The following is a 16,098-nucleotide window of genomic DNA, read 5'->3' as shown; positions in this document are numbered from 1 at the left end:
CCGTCTGGGGCCGGACCTGGAGCCGGACGGCCGGGTCAGCCCGCGGGCCGCGCGCCCGTGGCCGCGTAGATCCGCTCCGCGCGGCGCCGGGCCGCCCGGGCCCGGCCGCCGTCCCCGGCCGCCATCCCCTCCTCGCCTGCGGCCAGGTCCGGCACGGCGTCCGGCACCCGGCCGATGACCTCGAGGGCCCGGGCCTCGCCCAGCCGGTGGCCCGACTCCCGCTGCACGGCCACCGCCTCGGCCGCGCAGGCGAGCGCCTCCGCGTACTGCCCTGCGGCGGCGTGGATCTCGCCGAGTTCGGTCAGGGCCTGCCCCTCGACCAGCCGGAAGCCGCTGCGCCGCGCCAGTTGCCGGGCCTCGTCCGCCCGGGCGAGCGCGGCCTCGGCGTGGCCGAGGGCGCGGTGGGCGGCGGCCAGGCCCAGCAGGCTGTCCGCCTCCGCGCGCCGGTTCTGCGCGGCGCGCGCCGCGAGCAGCGCGCGTTCATGGCTCTCGGCCGCCCGGTCGCCGCGCCCGGCGCGCCGGTGCGCCTCACCGATGGTGTTGAGGGCGTCGGACTGGATGCGGCGGTTCCCGGTGTCCATGACGAGCCGCAGCGCGCGCTCGCCGTGTTCCAGCCCCTCCTCGTGGCGCCCGCCCTCCAGATGGATGCGGCCGGTGACCAGGAGCGCCACCGCGTGGCCGTTGCGGTAGCCGACGGCCTCGTTGATGGCCACGGCCTCGGCGAGGACCTCCAGGCCCTCGCGCAGCCGCCCGGCCTCCCAGTACGCGATGCCGAGGTTGTCCAGGTGATTGGCCTCGTAGCGGACTCCGGCCTTGCGCCGGATGTGCAGCGCCGTCTCCAGGTCGCTCACGGCCTCCGGCAGCCGGCCCATGTCCCGGTGGACGAGGCCGACGCCGATGAGCGCCAGCGCCTCCGCGTCGGTCTGCCCGAGCTCGCGCAGGATCGCCAGCGCGGCGTCGAAGTGCCGGAGCGCGTCGTCCAGCCGGGCCTGTTCCCACTCCACGTACGCCAGTCCGCCGAGGGCCGCCGCCTCGCCGGGAGACCAGCCGATGACGCGGTGCAGCTCGATGGCGCGGTTGTGGTGGAGGGCGGACTGGCCGAGGACGCCGAGGTCCCACAGGGCGAAGCCGATGTTGTAGTAGATGGCGGCCTCACCGCGCCGGTCGCCCTCGGCGACGGCGGCGTCCAGCGCGCTCTGCGCGGTGACCTGCCAGGTGCCTCGGGGCAGGCAGAGCCAGAAGTAGCCGAGCAGCGCGTCCGTCAGATGCCATGACACCGCGCGCGGCCCCTGGCGTGCGGTCCGCTCGATCACGGCCAGGAGATTGGCCCGCTCGGCCTCCAGCCACACGATGGCCTCGATCTCGTCGGCGAGCCGCATCGGTGCGTGCACCCTGGGAATGCGTAACGTCTCCGAGCCCGCGGCGAACGGGGCGTACGGCCCATCCTCGGGGTCCCCCAAGGCCGCTTCGCCCATCTCGCGCGGCAGCCTGGGGATCTGCGGATACAGGATGCGCCCCGCGGCGTCCGCGGCGAGCAGATACCACGCGTACAGCCGGTCCCGCGCGGCCGCCGACTCCCCCGCCGGGCCGTCGGACTCCAGCCGCTCCCAGGCGTACTCGCGGAGCAGGTCGTGGAAGCCGTAACGGCCCTCCCCGCGCGACTCGATCAGATGCGCGCCCGCGAGGGTGGCCAGCACCTCCGCAGCCCGCGCCTCGGCGTCGTCCAGCAGCGCCGCCGCGGCCCCGGCGTCGAACTCCAGGCCCGGGACCAGGCCCAGCCGCCGGAACAGCAGCCGGGCCCGGGGGGCGATGGCCCGGTACGACAGGTCGAGGGCGGCACGGACCGCGGACCGTTCGTCGTCCTCCAGCTCCAGCACCGCCAGCCTGCTGCCTTCCGCCAGCTCGGCCGCCAGGTCGGCGACGCGCCGGCCGGGCTCGCAGGCGAGCTGCGCGGCGGCCACGCGCAGCGCGAGCGGGAGGCAGCCGCACAGCCGGGCGAGTTCGGCCACGGCCTCCGGCTCGGCCGCCACACGGGGCTCCCCGAGGACGGCAACCAGCAGGGCGTGCGCCTCCTCGGGGGACAGTACGTCGAGCATGAGGGGGCGCGCGCCCTCCCGCGCGACCAGGCCGCTCAGCCGGTTGCGGCTGGTCACCACGACCAGACAGGAAGGCCCGCCGGGCAGCAGCGGGCGCACCTGCTCGGCGGAGACCGCGTCGTCCAGCAGGATCAGCATCCGCCGGTCCACCAGCAGCGACCGGTAACGGAGGATCATCTCGTCCTCGTCGGCCGGGATCTCCTGCGGCGTGAGGCCCAGCCCGCGCAGCAGCTGCCCGAGGGCGTCGCGCGGGCGCAGCGGCTCGCGGCTGCCGTCGAAGCCCCGCAGGTCCACGTACAGCTGGCCGTGCGGGAACCGCTCCCGCACCTGGTGGCCCCAGTGCACGGCGAGGGCGGTCTTGCCCACGCCCGCGGTGCCGCCGATCGCGGAGATCACCACCGTGCCGGTGTCGGGCGCCGGGCCGTCGGGCGGGACGAGGGCGTGCAGCCGGGCGACGGCCTCGGCGCGGCCGGTGAAGCCGGGCACGGCGCGCGGCAGTTCGGCGGGGATCAGCCGCGGCCCGCTGTGGTCCTGCGGGCCGGGCGGCACGGGGTCGGCCGAGGTGGCCTGGGACGAGGGCTGCGCGGGCGCGGACGGTTGCGCGGGCGCGCGCACATCGAGGTCGCCCACCAGGATCCGCTGGTACAGCGCCTGGAGCTCGGGCCCGGGGTCGACCCCCAGCTCATCGGCCAGCCGCTCGCGCGTACGCGTGTACACCTCCAGCGCCTCGGCCTGCCGCCCGCACCGGTACAGCGTCACGATCAGCTGCCGTACGACCCGCTCGTCCAGCGGGTGGGCGGCGGCCAGGTCGCGCAGCTCGGGCAGCAGTTCGCCGTGCCGGCCCAGCCGCAGCTCCGCGTCGCCCAGCGCCAGCCGGGCCGCGATGTGCTCGCTGCCCAGCCGCTCCCGCATGTTCCAGGCCCAGTCGCCGGACAGCCCGGAGAGGGCCTCCCCGCGCCACAGCCCAAGAGCCCCGCGCAGCAGCCGGGCGGCGCGCGTGGGGTCCTCCTCCATGGCCGCGGCCTCGGCGCCCAGGCCGCGGAACCGGTGGAGGTCCACCAACTCGGGCGCCACCTCCAGCACATAGCCGCCGGAGCGCCGCGCCAGCCGGGCCCCGTCCGGCTCCACCGCCCCCGCCGCGCCCTCTTCCAGAGCGCGCAGCGCCGCCCGCAGCCGCGCCACGTAGCCGTACAGCACGCTGCGCACGGACGCCGGGGGCTCCTCGCCCCACACCCGGTCGATCAACTGCCCTGCGGGTACGACGCGGTTGGCCTCCACCAACAGGACCGCGATCACACTGCGCTGCTTGGCGTGCCCCAGGTCGACGTGCCGGTTTCCGGTCCACGCCTCAACCGGGCCGAGGACCCGGAACTCCATATGAGCCTCTCCCCACCCTTGGTCTCTCCCCCCGCCCCCTGATCTTCTCGCGAATCCGGGACGCCGCGTGCCGTGCCGTCCAAGGTTTCCTCAAGATTTCGTCCAAGTCCGGTACGGCAGAGTGTTCTCAGCGGCTCCGGTTGGGAACGGAGCGGCGCCTCGGGAGCCGCCGACCTGCTTGACGGGGGATGGCAGGTCGGCGGCCTCTGCACGTCGGCGCGTTGGGGGACGCGCCGACGTGCGCCTCCTCCCAAGGGGCCCTGCGGACGCGGATCAGACCGTGGCGGGCCTGGTGCCGATGACCACGGTCGCGCTCAGCTCCTCGCACCCGGCGACCCGCGGCACCAGCCCGTACCGCGCGAAGGTCTCGGCGGTTTGCAGCGCCTGGCGCTCGCTGGTCTCGATCAGCAGTTGACCGCCCGGCGCCAGCCACCGCGTGGCCTCGGCGAGCACCCGCCGCTGGACGTCCAGCCCGTCCGCGCCCCCGTCGAGCGCGACGCGCGGCTCGTGGTCGCGGGCCTCAGGGGGCAGCAGCCGGATGTCGTCGGTGGGCACGTAGGGGGCGTTGGCCACCAGGACGTCGACGCGGCCGCGCAGCGCGGCGGGCAGCGGCTCGTAGAGGTCGCCCTCGTACACCCGGCCGTCCCCGGCGGGGATGTTGCGCCGCGCGCACCGCACCGCGGCGGGCTCGATGTCGACGGCGTACAGCTCGATCGGCGAGGCGGGGCCCAGCGCCGCGAGCAGCGCGGCGCCCACCGCGCCCGAGCCGCAGCACAGGTCGACGACGACGGACCCGTTCCGGGCGAGGCCGACGGCCTGGTCGACGAGGAACTCGGTGCGCCGGCGGGGCACGAAGACGCCGCGGTCCACGGCTATCCGCAGACCGTGGAACTCCGCCCAGCCGATGACGTGCTCCAAGGGGAGACCTGCCACCCGGCGGTCGACCATGGCGGCGAGTTCGTCGGGGGTGCGCGCCGTGGTGACCAACAGCCGCGCCTCGTCCTCGGCGAAGACACAGCCGACGGCCCGGAGCCTGGTGACGATGGTGGAGAGGGGGAGAAGTGACGGTGAAACCGACATGGGAGCCTTTCGGAACGCCTGTGGGCGCTCCCGCGGTCACCTATCCCTGAGGGACCGCACGGCCGTGAGATGAGAGCACCCGACCTGACACAGCGGTAATGGGTCTCACCTCCTCGGTCGTTCGCTACTGAAGCCGCGAACACTTTACCCGAGGCGTTCGGTGGCGCAACCGTGTGCGGGCCCCCGCCCCGAGGGGAGCCGCGGCGGTGTGCCCCGGGCTGCGGCGGATGCCTTGACGGGCGGAATGTTAGCGGTAACACTCCCGTCGTGGACAAGCCTCCGAGCACGCCTCCGCTCCCCCGACCCGACGACGAGACCCCGCTGTTCAGCCGCGCCGCCGTGGTCGCGTCCTGTGTGGGCTTCATCCTGATCGGCGCGCTCCAGGCGCTCTACGGCCCGTCGATCCCCGCCTTCCGCGACGAGTTCGGCCTCTCGCCCTCCACCGCCGGTCTCGGCCTGAGCGCGCACTTCGTGGGCGGGGTCGCGGGCGTCCTCGTCTTCGACCGGCTCTTCGGCCGCGCCGACCCCGCCGCCCCCGCCGCCCGGATCGGCAACCGCAAGCTCCTGGGCGGCTCGTATCTGCTGATGGCCCTCGGCGCGGCCGGCTTCGCCCTCGCCCCCACATGGCCCGCCGCCCTCGCCATGGCGCTGGTTGCCGGGCTCGGCTTCGGCGGCATCGACTACGGCCTGAACCAGCTCTTCGCCGTGGGCTTCGGGCGCCGCAGCACCGCCATGCTCAATATCCTCAACGCCCACTTCGGCATCGGCGCGATCCTCGGCCCGGCGCTGATCGGCCTGGTCGGGGCGGAGCGCTACACCGCGATCTTCCTCGGCTTCGCCGCGCTGACCCTGCCGCTGCTGCTGTGCCTGGCCGGGGTGCGGGACGGGGCTCCCCCGCGCACGGACGAGGCCACGGGGGCGGACGGCGCGAGCCGCGCCGCCGATGTCCGGTCCCGCAGCCTGGCCACCGTGCTGGGCGCCTTCGTCCTGCTGTACGTCCTGCACGTGGGCATCGAGGCGGGCGTCGGCGGCTGGGAGCCCACCCACCTGGAGACCGTCGGCTACGGCGCCACCGCGGCCGCCTCCGCCACCTCCGTCTACTGGCTGATGATGACGGTCGGGCGCTTCCTGGTCGCGCCGCTCGCGCTGCGCTGGCCCGCCCGGTCCATCATCGCGGTCAGCTGCGCGGGCATGACCGCGTGCCTGCTGCTCGCCGCGGTGCCCGCGCTGGCCCCGTACGCGTACGCGGGCGTCGGCCTGTTCATCGCGCCGATCTTCCCGACCGGCCTGCCCTGGCTGAACGACGCGGCCCCGCGCGCCCGCCGGGCCGGGGCGCTGGTCATCGCGGCCTCCATGGTCGGCGGCGTGGCCGCGGGCCCGGCGCTGGGCAAGGCCATCGAGCTGTCCGGCATCCGGTCGGTGCCGCTCATCCTGGCCGCGGTGTCGGCGATCTGCCTGGCCACGACGGTATGGCTGATCCGCGCCACCGCGACGCGCCGCCCGACGGACACCGCCAGGCCATCCCCCGAACCCGCCCGCCCGGGGGCCGGCGACCGGGTGGGCGAGACGTCGTAGCGCGGCGCGGACGCGCTATGCGCGGCCGGGGGCACCCGGACGTCGGCTCCCCGGCGCCGCCCGGCCCGCGTGGCTCACCGCGCCCCTGCGCGAGGCCGCTCGGCGGCCGCCGACACACCCTGCGGGGCCCCGGACCGCAGGGCCCAGGGGTGTCCGGCGGATCTGTTCCCCTCCCCGCCCCTTCCCGCAGTGTCGATCTGCGGCTCCGCCGCGTGGGGGGCTTCGCCCCTGGACCCCGGGTGTCTGGGGCGGCGCCCCCACGCGGCGAAGCCGCAGATGGCCATTGGCCGGGAAACCGTGTCGATGTGCGGCTCCGCCGCGTGGGGGGGCTTCGCCCCTGGACTCCGGGGGCCTGGGGCGGCGCACCAGACACGGCGGAGCCGCAGATCGGCAGGGTGGGAGGAGCCGTTTCGCACTGCGGCTCCGCCGCGTGGCAGGGGCTCCGCCCCAGACCCCGGGGTCTGGGGCGGAGCCCCAGTTGAGGGAAGGGGCGGGGAGGGGAATGATCCATCGGCCACCCCCTAGGGTGTAGGGCAGACACAGCGGACAGGAAGGAAGGCCCGGTATGGCGGAGCCCGCCCGGACACGGCGACGCCGGGCCACGGCCGGCTCGCGGGTCGTGATGGCGGACGTCGCCCGGCTCGCCGGCGTCTCCGGCCAGACCGTCTCGCGGGTGCTCAACGACCACCCCAGCGTGCGGCAGGAGACCCGCGAGCGGGTGCGGGCCGCGATGGCGGAGCTGGACTACCGCCCGACCGCCAGCGCCCGCACGCTGGCCAGCGGGCGCAGCCGGATGCTCGGCGTGATCTCCTTCGACGCGACCCGCTTCGGCCCGGCCGCCATCCTGGCGGGCATCAACGAGGCGGCCCAGTCGGCCGGCTACCTGGTCAGCACGATCGCGCTGACCGCCGCCGACCGGACGTCCGTGGCGGGCGCGCTGGACCGGCTGCTCGGCGAGGGCGCCGACGGCGTGATCGCCATCGCGCCGCAGCGCTCGGTGAGCCAGGCCCTGGTCGAGTCGGGCCATGACATTCCGCTGGTCACTCTGGACAAGAGCTTCGGGGAGCGGGTCCCGGTGGTCGCCGGGGACTCGGCGTCCGGGGCCCGTCAGGCCACCGAACACCTGCTGCGCCTCGGCCACCGCACCGTCTGGCATATCGCGGGCCCGGTCGGCTGGATCGCGGCGGAGGCCCGCCTCGACGGATGGCGGGCGGCCCTGAAGGACGCGGGGGCCGTCGCGCCCGAGCCGCTGTTCGGCGACTGGAGCGCGGACTCCGGCTATGAGCTGGGCCGCCGGGTGGCCGGGCGCCCGGAGGTCACCGCCGTGTTCGTGTCCAACGACCAGATGGCGGTGGGCGTGCTGCGCGCCCTGCACGAGGCCGGGCGCCGGGTGCCGGAGGACGTCAGCGTGGTCGGCTACGACGACATCCCCGAGGCCGCGCATCTGCTGCCGCCGCTGACCACCGTCCGTACGGACTTCGCCGAGGTCGGCCGCCGCTGCCTGGCCCTGATGCTGGACCAGCTCCATCACGCGCCCGAGCCCGGGGTCCGGGTGGACATCCCCACCGAGTTGGTCGTCCGCCACAGCACCGGCCCCGCGCCGGCCCCCGCCCCCGCCGCCGCCGAGAAAGTGACCTGACCGTCGGCCCCGGGCCCCGTATGCTCCGGAACATGGTGAGGTTGGAACGGCTCCGGGCGGATCACGCCCCCGCCCTGCTCGCTTTCGAGCGGGAGAACAGGGAGTACTTCACGCGGTCCATCTCGGACCGTGGCGACGCGTATTTCGCGGAGTTCGCCTCCTACCACCGTCTTCGGCTCGCCGAGCAGGACGCCGGTGTGTGCCACTTCCATGTGGTCCTGGACGAGGCGGGAGAGCTGGTCGGCCGGGTGAATCTGGTGGACGTCGAGGAGGGCGTCGCCGAGCTCGGCTATCGCGTGGCCGAGCGGGCCGCGGGACGCGGGGTCGCGACGGCCGCGGTGGCGGAGGTCTGCCGACTGGCCGTCGAGTCGTACGGGCTCACGGCCCTCAGGGCGATCACCACCCGCGACAACCTCGCCTCCACGGCCGTGCTCCGCCGCAGCGGGTTCACGGGCGTGGAGGACATCGAGATCAACGGGCGCCCTGGGGTCGGCTATCGGCTCCGGCTCACCGCCCCGCGCTGACCACGTCGGAACATCAGGCTCCCACGTACTCCCGCAGATGGCGGGCGGTCAGCGTGTCCGCGCCGGCCACCAGGTCGGCGGGGGTGCCGGTGAACACCACCTGCCCACCGTCGTGGCCGCCGCCCGGGCCGAGGTCGACGAGCCAGTCGGCGTGGGCCATCACGGCCTGGTGGTGTTCGATGACCACGACCGTGTTGCCGTCGTCGACGAGGCGGTCCAGCAGGGCCAGCAGCTTGTCGACGTCCGCCAGGTGCAGCCCGGTGGTCGGCTCGTCGAGGATGTACGTCGAGGACTTCTCGGCCATGTGGATGGCCAGCTTGATCCGCTGGCGCTCGCCGCCGGAGAGGGTGTTCAGGGGCTGGCCGAGCCGCAGATAGCTCAGCCCGACGTCCACCAGCCGCCCGAGGACGGCGTGTGCCTGCCCCGAGGGGAAGAACTCGTGTGCCTCCGCCACCGACATGGCCAGCACCTCGCTGATGTTCCTGCCGCGCAGCGTGTAGGTGAGCACCTCGGGCGTGAACCGCTTGCCCTCGCACTCCTCGCACACCGAGGCCACCCCGGCCATCATCGCCAGGTCGGTGTAGATCAGCCCGATGCCGTTGCAGTTGGGGCAGGCGCCCTCCGAGTTGGCGCTGAACAGCGCGGCCTTGACGCCGTTGGCCTTGGCGAAGGCGGTGCGGATCGGGCCCAGCAGCCCGGTGTACGTGGCCGGGTTGGAGCGGCGCGATCCGCGGATGGGCGACTGGTCGGCCACCACCACCCCGTCCCGCCCGGCCAGATAGCCGTGGATCAGTGAGCTCTTGCCCGAGCCGGCCACGCCGGTGACCACGGTCAGCACGCCGGTCGGGATGTCCACGTCGACGCTCTTCAGGTTGTGCCGGTCCGCGCCCTCGATGGACAGCCGCCCGCGCGGTGTGCGCACCGTCTCGCGCAGCCGCGCCCGGTGTTCCAGGTGGCGTCCGGTGAGGGTGTCGGAGGCGCGCAGCCCGGCCAGGTCCCCGCTGAAGCAGATCTCGCCGCCGCCCGCGCCCGCCCCGGGGCCGAGGTCCACGACATGGTCGGCGATCGCGATCACCTCGGGCTTGTGCTCGACGACCAGCACCGTGTTGCCCTTGTCGCGCAGCCGCAGCAGCAGGTCGTTCATCCGCTGGATGTCGTGGGGGTGCAGGCCGATGGTCGGCTCGTCGAAGACATAGGTCACATCGGTCAGGCTGGAGCCGAGGTGGCGCACCATCTTGACCCGCTGCGCCTCGCCGCCGGAGAGGGTGGCGGAGGAGCGGTCGAGGCTCAGATAGCCGAGCCCGATCTCGACCAGCGACTCCAGCAGATTCCGCAGATTGCCCAGCAGCGGGGCCACCGAGGCGTCTTCGATGGACCGTATGAACTCGGCGAGGTCGCTGATCTGCATGGCCGAGCACTGGGCGATGTTGACCCCGTCGATGGTCGAGGACAGCGCGGCGGCGCTCAGCCTGGTGCCGCCGCAGTCCGAGCAGTCGGCGAAGACGACGGCCCGGTCCACGAAGGCGCGGATGTGGGCCTGCATCGACTCGCGGTCCTTGGAGAGATAGAGCCGCTGGATCTTGGGGACGAGGCCCTCGTAGGTGACGTTGATGGAGCCGACTTTGATCTTGGTGGACTCCTTGTGGAGGAAGTCCGCCCACTCCTCCTCGGTGAAGTCCTTGAGCTTCTTGTCCGGGTCGTGGAAGCCGGACTGGGCCATGACCTGCCAGTACCAGGAGTTCACGCCGAAGCTCGGGACGGTGATGGCCCCTTCGTTCAGCGAGAGTTCGCGGTCCACCAGCTGGTCGATGTCGATCTTCGACGCCTGGCCGAGCCCCTCGCAGGTGGGGCACATGCCGTCGGGGGTGTTGAAGCTGAAGGCGGAGGACGTTCCGATGTGCGGGGCGCCGAGCCTGCTGAAGACGATCCGCAGCATGGTGTACGCGTCGGTGGCGGTGCCCACGGTGGAGCGCGAGTTGGCCCCGATCCGCTCCTGGTCGACGACGATGGCGGCGCTCAGATTGTGCAGCCCGTCCACGTCGGGGCGGTTCAGGTTCGGCATGAACGACTGGATGAAGGCCGCGTACGTCTCGTTGATGAGGCGCTGTGACTCGGCGGCGATGGTGCCGAAGACCAGCGAGGACTTCCCGGACCCCGACACTCCGGTGAAGACCGTGAGCCTGCGCTTGGGGATGTCCAGGGAGACATCCTTGAGGTTGTTCGCTCGGGCTCCGCGGACCTGGATCATATGGTGGCTGTCGGCCGGGCGGGGTCCGGACGTGGTGTTCACGGCTTCTCCTCCTGGAACAGGATCTTCGTACGCTGTACTCTGTACGGCGTACAGAGTACAGCGGGGGAGCATGGCCGGGAGAGGAACGGTAAACATGGCCAAGGAACGCAGCGGCGCGGGCGACCCGGCCCGCACCCTGGCACTGCTGTGGCGCGAGCCCGCGACCGCGGACGCGCCACCCCGCCGCGGCCCCAAGCAGGTGCTCAGCGTCGACGCGGTCGTCCGGGCCGCCATCGAGCTCGCCGACTCCGGCGGCCTGGAGGCCCTGACCATGCGCGCTGTGGCCCAGCGCCTCGGCGTCACACCGATGACCCTCTATACGTATGTCCCGGGCAAGGCCGAGCTGCTGGACCTCATGCTGGACTCCGCCTACCTGGAGATGGAGCGCGCCGAGCGCCCGGCCGACCCCTGGCGCGCCAGGGTCGGGGCCGTCGCACGGGAGAACCTGGGGCTGTGCCGCCGCCATCCCTGGGTGGCGTCCCTGCCCACCGTCCGCCCGCCGCTCGGCCCCGGGGTGATGGCCAAGTACGAGCACGAGCTGGCCGCGTTCGAGGGCCTGGGCCTGACCGACATCGAGATGGACGCGGCGCTGACCTTTCTGCTCCAGTTCGTCCACTCCGCGGTCCGCGCCGAGTTGGACGCCCAGGCGGCCCACCGGGACAGCGCGATGTCCGACGCACAGTGGTGGGAGGCCAACGCACCCCTCCTGGCCAGGGTCTTCAACGCCGAGCGCTATCCCCTCGCGGCCCGGGTCGGCAACGCCGCGGGCGAGGCCCACGAGGCCGCGTACAGCCCCGAACACAGCTTCCGCTTCGGCTTGGAGCGGACTCTGGACGGCCTCGCCACACTCATCGAGTCACGCGGCGGCGGCGCTTGAGGCGGATCCGCCGGACGTAGCATGGCCGCGATGCACACCATCGAGTTCCGTCTGCCGCGACCCCACCGCTTCCATGTCATCGACATCGTCGTGGACGGCACCGGCCTGCTCGACCTCGTACGCGAGGCGGAGCTTCCGTACGCGGTCGAGGAGCAGCGCGAAAGCGCGGCGGACTTCGCCCCCGACCCCGTCCCGCTGCTGGCCGGCGCCTATGCGCTGCCCCGGGCCGACGGCCGCGCCTGGCCCAGCCGCCATCTGCTGGGCGAGCCCGTCGACGGGGCCACCGACGTGTGGCGGGACGACGAGACGCTGCTGCTGACCTGCCCGTGCGGCGTGGACGAGTGCTGGGCGCTGGTGGCCCGGGTCGAGGTGGACGACGCGGTCGTGCGGTGGTCGGACTTCCGCAATGTCCGCCGCGACGACTGGGACCTCACGGGCCTCGGCCCGTTCGTCTTCGCCCGGCGGCAGTACGAGGCGTCCCTGCGCGCCACCGCGCGGGCGGCGCGGGCGGAGCGGACGGCGCGCCGTCTCAGCGCAGCAGCAGCTGGGCGCCGCCCACCACGGTGGCCGCGATCACCAGCCGCTCGAAGAGCAGCTGGTTGATCCGGTCCGCGATCGCCTTTCCGAGGAACGCCCCGGGTATGACGCACAGGGCCAGGCCCGCGTCCAGCAGCAGCGAGCGTCCGTCGATCAGGCCGAGGCCGACGCTGAAGGGCACCTTGGCGACGTTGACGATCAGGAAGAACCACGCCGAGGTCCCCAGGAAACCGAGCTTCCGGAAGCCCGCCGAGAGCAGATACATCGACATGACGGGGCCGCCCGCGTTGGCCACCATCGTGGTGAAGCCGCCGAGCACCCCGTACGACCCGGCCTTGAGCCGCGCGCCGCTCCGCCCCTGGGCCTGACCTTCTTCTGTCGCCTCTTTCTTCTCCCCGGCCGCCTTCTCCCCCGCCGCCCGGCTCGCCGCACGCCGGCGCCAGAGCGTGACCGTGGCCATGACGAGCAGAATCACCCCGATCGAGACGCGCACCGCGGCGTCGTCGGCCCACAGCATGAACACCGTGCCCGCCACCACCCCGACGGCCACCGCGGGAAACAGCCGCACCAGCGTGGCCCAGTCGGCGTGGCGCCGATACGTGTACACGGCGAACAGGTCGCCGATGATGAGCAGGGGAAGCAGAATCCCGGTCGACTCACGCGCCGGCAGTACGGCCGCGAAGATCGCGAGACTGACGGTGTTGGCGCCGCTGACGGAGGTTTTCGAGAGGCCGACCAGCGTCGCCGCCCCGGCGAGCGCGACGAATTCCCAGAGAGTAATGGTGTCCATGCCAGGGGCTTATGCTAAGCCCCCGCTGTTCAGCGCCTTCAGGCACCCGTCCCGACGCGGCCGCCGGAGGGCGTCCGTACGGCGGAGGCGAGGAGCGCCAGCTTGTCGGCGCTGTCGGTGCCGGGGTCCGGGTGGAAGACGATGAGGCTCTGGCCCGCCGTACCGCCGATGCCCAGCCGCTCCCGGTTCAGCCGCAGGAGACCGACCTGGGGGTGGTCGATGCGCTTGGTCTCGCCTTCGCACACCACCACGTCGTGGCGGGCCCACAGCCGGCTGAAGCGGGGGCTGGCGAGGGAGAGCTCACCGACGAGCTCGATGAAGCGGGGGTCGTCCGTGTCGGTCCCGACGGACTCGCGGAGCCCGGCGACCATGCCCACGACGGCGTTCTCCCAGTCCGGGTAGAGGGCCCGCTCGGCCGGGTCGAGAAACGCGTCCCGCAGGCGGTTGCCTCCCACCGTGAGGCGCGGTGACACGGCGGCCGCCAGGGCGTTGGCGGCGAGCACGTCGAAGTAGCGGCCCTCGACGAACGCGGGCAGCGGGAGCGTGGCCACGAGCTTGGCGACGCCCGGAGGGACGGTCTCCTTCCGGCGCGGGCGCCGGTGCCGCCGGGGTTTGTCGGCGCCAAGGCGCAGCAGGTACGCCGTCCCGTCGTCGTCGAGCTGAAGTGCGCTCGCGAGGGACTCCAGGACCTGCGCGGACGGGTTGCGGTCGCGGCCCTGTTCCAGGCGCAGGTAGTAGTCGGCGCTGATGCCGGCGAGCATCGCGACCTCCTCCCGGCGCAGGCCCGGCACGCGCCGTACCCCCACCACCTGGATACCGACCTGTTCAGGAGTGACGAGCTCACGGCGGGCGCGTACGTAATCGCCCAACAGGTTCGGTTCGTCGGTCATCTCGCCACCGTAATGCGCAACAGTGCGCCTGTGCCTGGTCCCGTCACCCCCAGGATCGCGGGGGTCCTGGCTCGGCCGGAGCCCGGGCGGCAGCGTGGTCGGGCGACAAGCCCCACAAGCGACAGCGAGGAGCGAAACCATGTCCACGTATCTGCTGGTGCACGGCGCCTGGCACAGCGGACAGTGCTGGGAGCGGGTGGTCCCGCTGCTGGCGTCGGCCGGACACCGGGTGGCCGCGCCGACGCTGACCGGCTACGGCGACAAAGCGCATCTGCTGAGCCCCGAGGTAGGGCTCGACACGCACGTCGAGGACGTCGTCACCCTGATCACCGAGGAAGACCTCACCGAGGTGATACTCGTGGGCCACAGCTACGCCGGGCTGGTCATCTCGTCCGCGGCCAACCGGATCCCGGACCGCATCGCGCATCTGGTCTACCTCGACGCGATGGTCCCGGAGGACGGCGAGACCGCGGTCGATGTCCTCCCCGTCGCCCAGGCCCAGATCGACCGCGCCCTGAAGTCCGACAGCGGCTGGCGAATCCCGCCGCTCCCCGAGCTGCCGCCGCCCATGGGACTGTTCGGGGTCACCGACCCGGCGGACGTCGCATGGCTGCGCACCATGCTGTCGGATCAGCCGGTGCGCTGCCTCCAGCAGCCGGTCCGGCTGGACAACCCGGCCGCGAACACGATCCCTCGCACGCACATCCACTGCGTTGTCGGCGAGCCGGAAGGCTTCACCCGGCGGCCCGTCCCCGCGATACAGCCCAACGGCACCCCGGCGCGGGTGTGGGAGCTGGCGACCGGCCACGACTGCATGATCACCACGCCGGCCGACCTCGCCGAACTGCTGCTCCGGCTCGGCTGACCCGCGCCACCGCCGGACGCACCCCGAGGCGGGTCAGGCGCCCAGCGCGCCGACGTCGATGCGCGCGAGGCGCTCGGGGTCGGTGAGGATGTCGAGGGCCGTGATCCTGCCGCCCCGGATCGTGAACGCCATGACCGACACCACGCGGCCCTCCGCGATCGCGACCACCCCGGGCGAGCCGTTGACCAGCACCGCGTGCCCGGCCTCCGCGAACCGCGCGAAGGTGATCGCCTGCGAGGCCACATCCGCCGCGCCGCGCCGCAGCAGGCTGGGCCGCAGCGTGCCGCCGTCGGAGCGCGCCACGACGTCGGGGTCGAGGACGGCGAGGAGCGCGTCGAAGTCACCGCCGCGCGAGGCGGTGAGAAAGGCGTCCACGACCTCGCGCCTGCGGGCGAGATCGGTGTCGGCCGCGGGCGCGGCCCCCTCCACCCGGCGGCGGGCGCGGCTGGCGAGCTGCCGGGTGGAGGCCGGGGTGCGGCCCAGGATGGGGGCGATCTCGTCGAAGGGCACGGAGAACAGATCGTGCAGGACGAACGCGAGCCGCTCGGCGGGCGCGAGGGTCTGTAGAACGATCATGAGGGCGATGCCCACCGAGTCGGCGACCAGCATCTCCTGCTCGGGGTCCACGCCGCCCGGGCCGCTGACGACCGGGTCGGGCAGCCGGATCACCCCGTCCTGGTCCTCCAGCGGCTCCTCACGGCGCGAACCGCGGGAGCGCAGCATGTCCAGGCACACCCGGCCCGCCACGGTGGTCAGCCAGCCGCCCAGGTTCCGCACCTCGGACACATCGGAGCGGCTCAGCTTCAGCCAGGTCTCCTGGACGGCGTCGTCCGCCTCGTTGAGCGAGCCCAGCATGCGGTAAGCGACCGCGCGCAGATGGGAGCGGTGCTCCTCGAATCGCTGGGCCAGAAGTTCCTTCTCGCTCACCCGTCACATCCTCGCGGTCCGGTCCGTCGGTGCAGTCCCGCGATGAGCAGCCCGACGAGTCGACGTGCGTCGTAGCGGGGATCGTGTTCGGCGCCGATGCAGAGGTTTCCGACGCCGCGCATGAGCTGGTAGGCCTCCACGTCCGAGCCGATCTCACCGGCGGCGGCCGCGGCGTCGAGCAACTCGGCGCACACGGGCAGGAGGCGGTCGAGGAAGTAGGAGTGCAGTGTCTCGAAGCCGGTGTTGTCGGACTGGAGCACGGCCGCGAGCCCGTGCTTGGTGACCAGGAAATCGACGAAGAGGTCGATCCAGCGCGCCAGCGCGGCGTGCGGCGTCTCGCTGGTGGCCAGCAGGGCCGGACCGGCCTCGGCGCAGGCCTCGACCTGGTGCCGGTAGACGGCGACGATGAGATCCGCCCGGGTCGGGAAGTGGCGGTAGATGGTGCCCATCCCGACTCCGGCCTTGGCCGCGATGTCGCGCACCGGCGCTTCCACGCCTGACGCGACAAAGACCGCGGCGGCCGCGTCGAGCAGCGTCTCCTCGTTGCGCCGGGCGTCCGCCCGCTTGGACCGGGCCGCGCGCCCCGCGCTATCGCCGCTGTAGCCCATCGGGCCGCTCCCTCCTATACCCT

The 16,098-nt window shown here is 73.3% G+C and carries 13 protein-coding genes; 6 read left to right on the top strand and 7 right to left on the bottom strand.

Going from position 1 to position 16,098, the window contains the following annotated elements:
• Positions 1–35: 35 nt before the first annotated feature.
• Positions 36–3,473 carry an AfsR/SARP family transcriptional regulator gene (locus tag ACH4S9_RS40830; RefSeq protein WP_398376752.1) on the bottom strand — a complete coding sequence of 1,146 codons (3,438 nt, stop codon included), beginning with the start codon at positions 3,471–3,473 and terminating at the stop codon, positions 36–38.
• 273 nt (positions 3,474–3,746) lie between these two features.
• Positions 3,747–4,553: a putative protein N(5)-glutamine methyltransferase gene (locus ACH4S9_RS40825; RefSeq protein ID WP_398376750.1), complete on the bottom strand. Its 807-nt coding sequence runs from the start codon at positions 4,551–4,553 to the stop codon at positions 3,747–3,749.
• A gap of 267 nt (positions 4,554–4,820) precedes the next feature.
• Here ACH4S9_RS40825 and ACH4S9_RS40820 point away from each other — a divergent pair, with 267 nt between their 5' ends.
• The 3 genes from ACH4S9_RS40820 to ACH4S9_RS40810 all read left to right on the top strand — a co-directional run bounded on the left by ACH4S9_RS40820 (position 4,821) and on the right by ACH4S9_RS40810 (position 8,291).
• Positions 4,821–6,128, top strand: coding sequence for an MFS transporter (locus ACH4S9_RS40820; protein WP_398376748.1), 1,308 nt, complete (start codon positions 4,821–4,823; stop codon positions 6,126–6,128).
• A 565-nt stretch (positions 6,129–6,693) separates the two neighbouring features.
• The gene (locus ACH4S9_RS40815) at positions 6,694–7,767 is read left to right on the top strand and encodes a LacI family DNA-binding transcriptional regulator (RefSeq protein WP_311725155.1); all 1,074 of its coding nucleotides are present in this window, start codon (positions 6,694–6,696) and stop codon (positions 7,765–7,767) included.
• Positions 7,768–7,799: 32 nt separating this feature from the next.
• Positions 7,800–8,291: a GNAT family N-acetyltransferase gene (locus ACH4S9_RS40810; protein ID WP_385351675.1), complete on the top strand. Its 492-nt coding sequence runs from the start codon at positions 7,800–7,802 to the stop codon at positions 8,289–8,291.
• A gap of 13 nt (positions 8,292–8,304) precedes the next feature.
• Here the strand turns inward: ACH4S9_RS40810 and ACH4S9_RS40805 are convergent, their stop codons facing one another.
• Positions 8,305–10,539 (bottom strand): ATP-binding cassette domain-containing protein, encoded by a 2,235-nt coding sequence (locus ACH4S9_RS40805; protein ID WP_385351684.1) that lies wholly within the window; start codon positions 10,537–10,539, stop codon positions 8,305–8,307.
• 136 nt (positions 10,540–10,675) lie between these two features.
• On the opposite strand from ACH4S9_RS40805, the gene ACH4S9_RS40800 reads away from it, so the two are divergent.
• Together ACH4S9_RS40800 and ACH4S9_RS40795 are read left to right on the top strand one after the other, a co-directional pair.
• A complete protein-coding gene (locus ACH4S9_RS40800; RefSeq protein ID WP_358849320.1) occupies positions 10,676–11,458 on the top strand; it encodes a TetR/AcrR family transcriptional regulator in 783 nt (260 codons plus the stop codon).
• Between the two features lie 30 nt (positions 11,459–11,488).
• On the top strand, positions 11,489–12,061 hold the full coding sequence (locus ACH4S9_RS40795) for a hypothetical protein (RefSeq protein WP_358849319.1): 573 nt from the start codon (positions 11,489–11,491) through the stop codon (positions 12,059–12,061).
• On the opposite strand, the gene ACH4S9_RS40790 is transcribed toward ACH4S9_RS40795, so the two are convergent.
• Entirely contained in the window at positions 11,988–12,785 is a 798-nt protein-coding gene (locus ACH4S9_RS40790; protein WP_398376743.1) for a sulfite exporter TauE/SafE family protein, read from the bottom strand. The two genes, ACH4S9_RS40795 and ACH4S9_RS40790, sit on opposite strands and share 74 nt — an antisense overlap.
• A gap of 38 nt (positions 12,786–12,823) precedes the next feature.
• The gene (locus ACH4S9_RS40785) at positions 12,824–13,675 is read right to left on the bottom strand and encodes a helix-turn-helix domain-containing protein (protein WP_398376741.1); all 852 of its coding nucleotides are present in this window, start codon (positions 13,673–13,675) and stop codon (positions 12,824–12,826) included.
• A gap of 139 nt (positions 13,676–13,814) precedes the next feature.
• On the opposite strand from ACH4S9_RS40785, the gene ACH4S9_RS40780 reads away from it, so the two are divergent.
• The gene (locus ACH4S9_RS40780) at positions 13,815–14,540 is read left to right on the top strand and encodes an alpha/beta hydrolase family protein (protein WP_358849316.1); all 726 of its coding nucleotides are present in this window, start codon (positions 13,815–13,817) and stop codon (positions 14,538–14,540) included.
• Between the two features lie 33 nt (positions 14,541–14,573).
• On the opposite strand, the gene ACH4S9_RS40775 is transcribed toward ACH4S9_RS40780, so the two are convergent.
• Together ACH4S9_RS40775 and ACH4S9_RS40770 are read right to left on the bottom strand one after the other, a co-directional pair.
• Positions 14,574–15,467 carry a sigma-70 family RNA polymerase sigma factor gene (locus tag ACH4S9_RS40775; RefSeq protein WP_311725144.1) on the bottom strand — a complete coding sequence of 298 codons (894 nt, stop codon included), beginning with the start codon at positions 15,465–15,467 and terminating at the stop codon, positions 14,574–14,576.
• The gene (locus ACH4S9_RS40770; protein ID WP_311725143.1) at positions 15,464–16,075 is read right to left on the bottom strand and encodes a TetR/AcrR family transcriptional regulator; all 612 of its coding nucleotides are present in this window, start codon (positions 16,073–16,075) and stop codon (positions 15,464–15,466) included. The genes ACH4S9_RS40775 and ACH4S9_RS40770 overlap by 4 nt, the downstream gene beginning before the upstream one ends.
• Positions 16,076–16,098: the final 23 nt, after the last annotated feature.

Source organism: Streptomyces sp. NPDC021225 (assembly GCF_044332865.1).
GTDB lineage: Bacteria > Actinomycetota > Actinomycetes > Streptomycetales > Streptomycetaceae > Streptomyces.
The sequence above is the reverse complement of the archived record's forward strand: the minus strand, read 5'-3'. Positions and strand labels throughout refer to the sequence as shown.

Coding starts and splice junctions, on each gene's coding strand:
- ACH4S9_RS40810 (WP_385351675.1), top strand. CDS start 7,800: ATGGTGAGGTTGGAACGGCTCCGGGCGGATCACGCCCCCGCCCTGCTC.
- ACH4S9_RS40785 (WP_398376741.1), bottom strand. CDS start 13,675: ATGACCGACGAACCGAACCTGTTGGGCGATTACGTACGCGCCCGCCGT.
- ACH4S9_RS40825 (WP_398376750.1), bottom strand. CDS start 4,553: ATGTCGGTTTCACCGTCACTTCTCCCCCTCTCCACCATCGTCACCAGG.
- ACH4S9_RS40780 (WP_358849316.1), top strand. CDS start 13,815: ATGTCCACGTATCTGCTGGTGCACGGCGCCTGGCACAGCGGACAGTGC.
- ACH4S9_RS40815 (WP_311725155.1), top strand. CDS start 6,694: ATGGCGGAGCCCGCCCGGACACGGCGACGCCGGGCCACGGCCGGCTCG.
- ACH4S9_RS40800 (WP_358849320.1), top strand. CDS start 10,676: ATGGCCAAGGAACGCAGCGGCGCGGGCGACCCGGCCCGCACCCTGGCA.
- ACH4S9_RS40795 (WP_358849319.1), top strand. CDS start 11,489: ATGCACACCATCGAGTTCCGTCTGCCGCGACCCCACCGCTTCCATGTC.
- ACH4S9_RS40830 (WP_398376752.1), bottom strand. CDS start 3,473: ATGGAGTTCCGGGTCCTCGGCCCGGTTGAGGCGTGGACCGGAAACCGG.
- ACH4S9_RS40790 (WP_398376743.1), bottom strand. CDS start 12,785: ATGGACACCATTACTCTCTGGGAATTCGTCGCGCTCGCCGGGGCGGCG.
- ACH4S9_RS40805 (WP_385351684.1), bottom strand. CDS start 10,539: ATGATCCAGGTCCGCGGAGCCCGAGCGAACAACCTCAAGGATGTCTCC.
- ACH4S9_RS40770 (WP_311725143.1), bottom strand. CDS start 16,075: ATGGGCTACAGCGGCGATAGCGCGGGGCGCGCGGCCCGGTCCAAGCGG.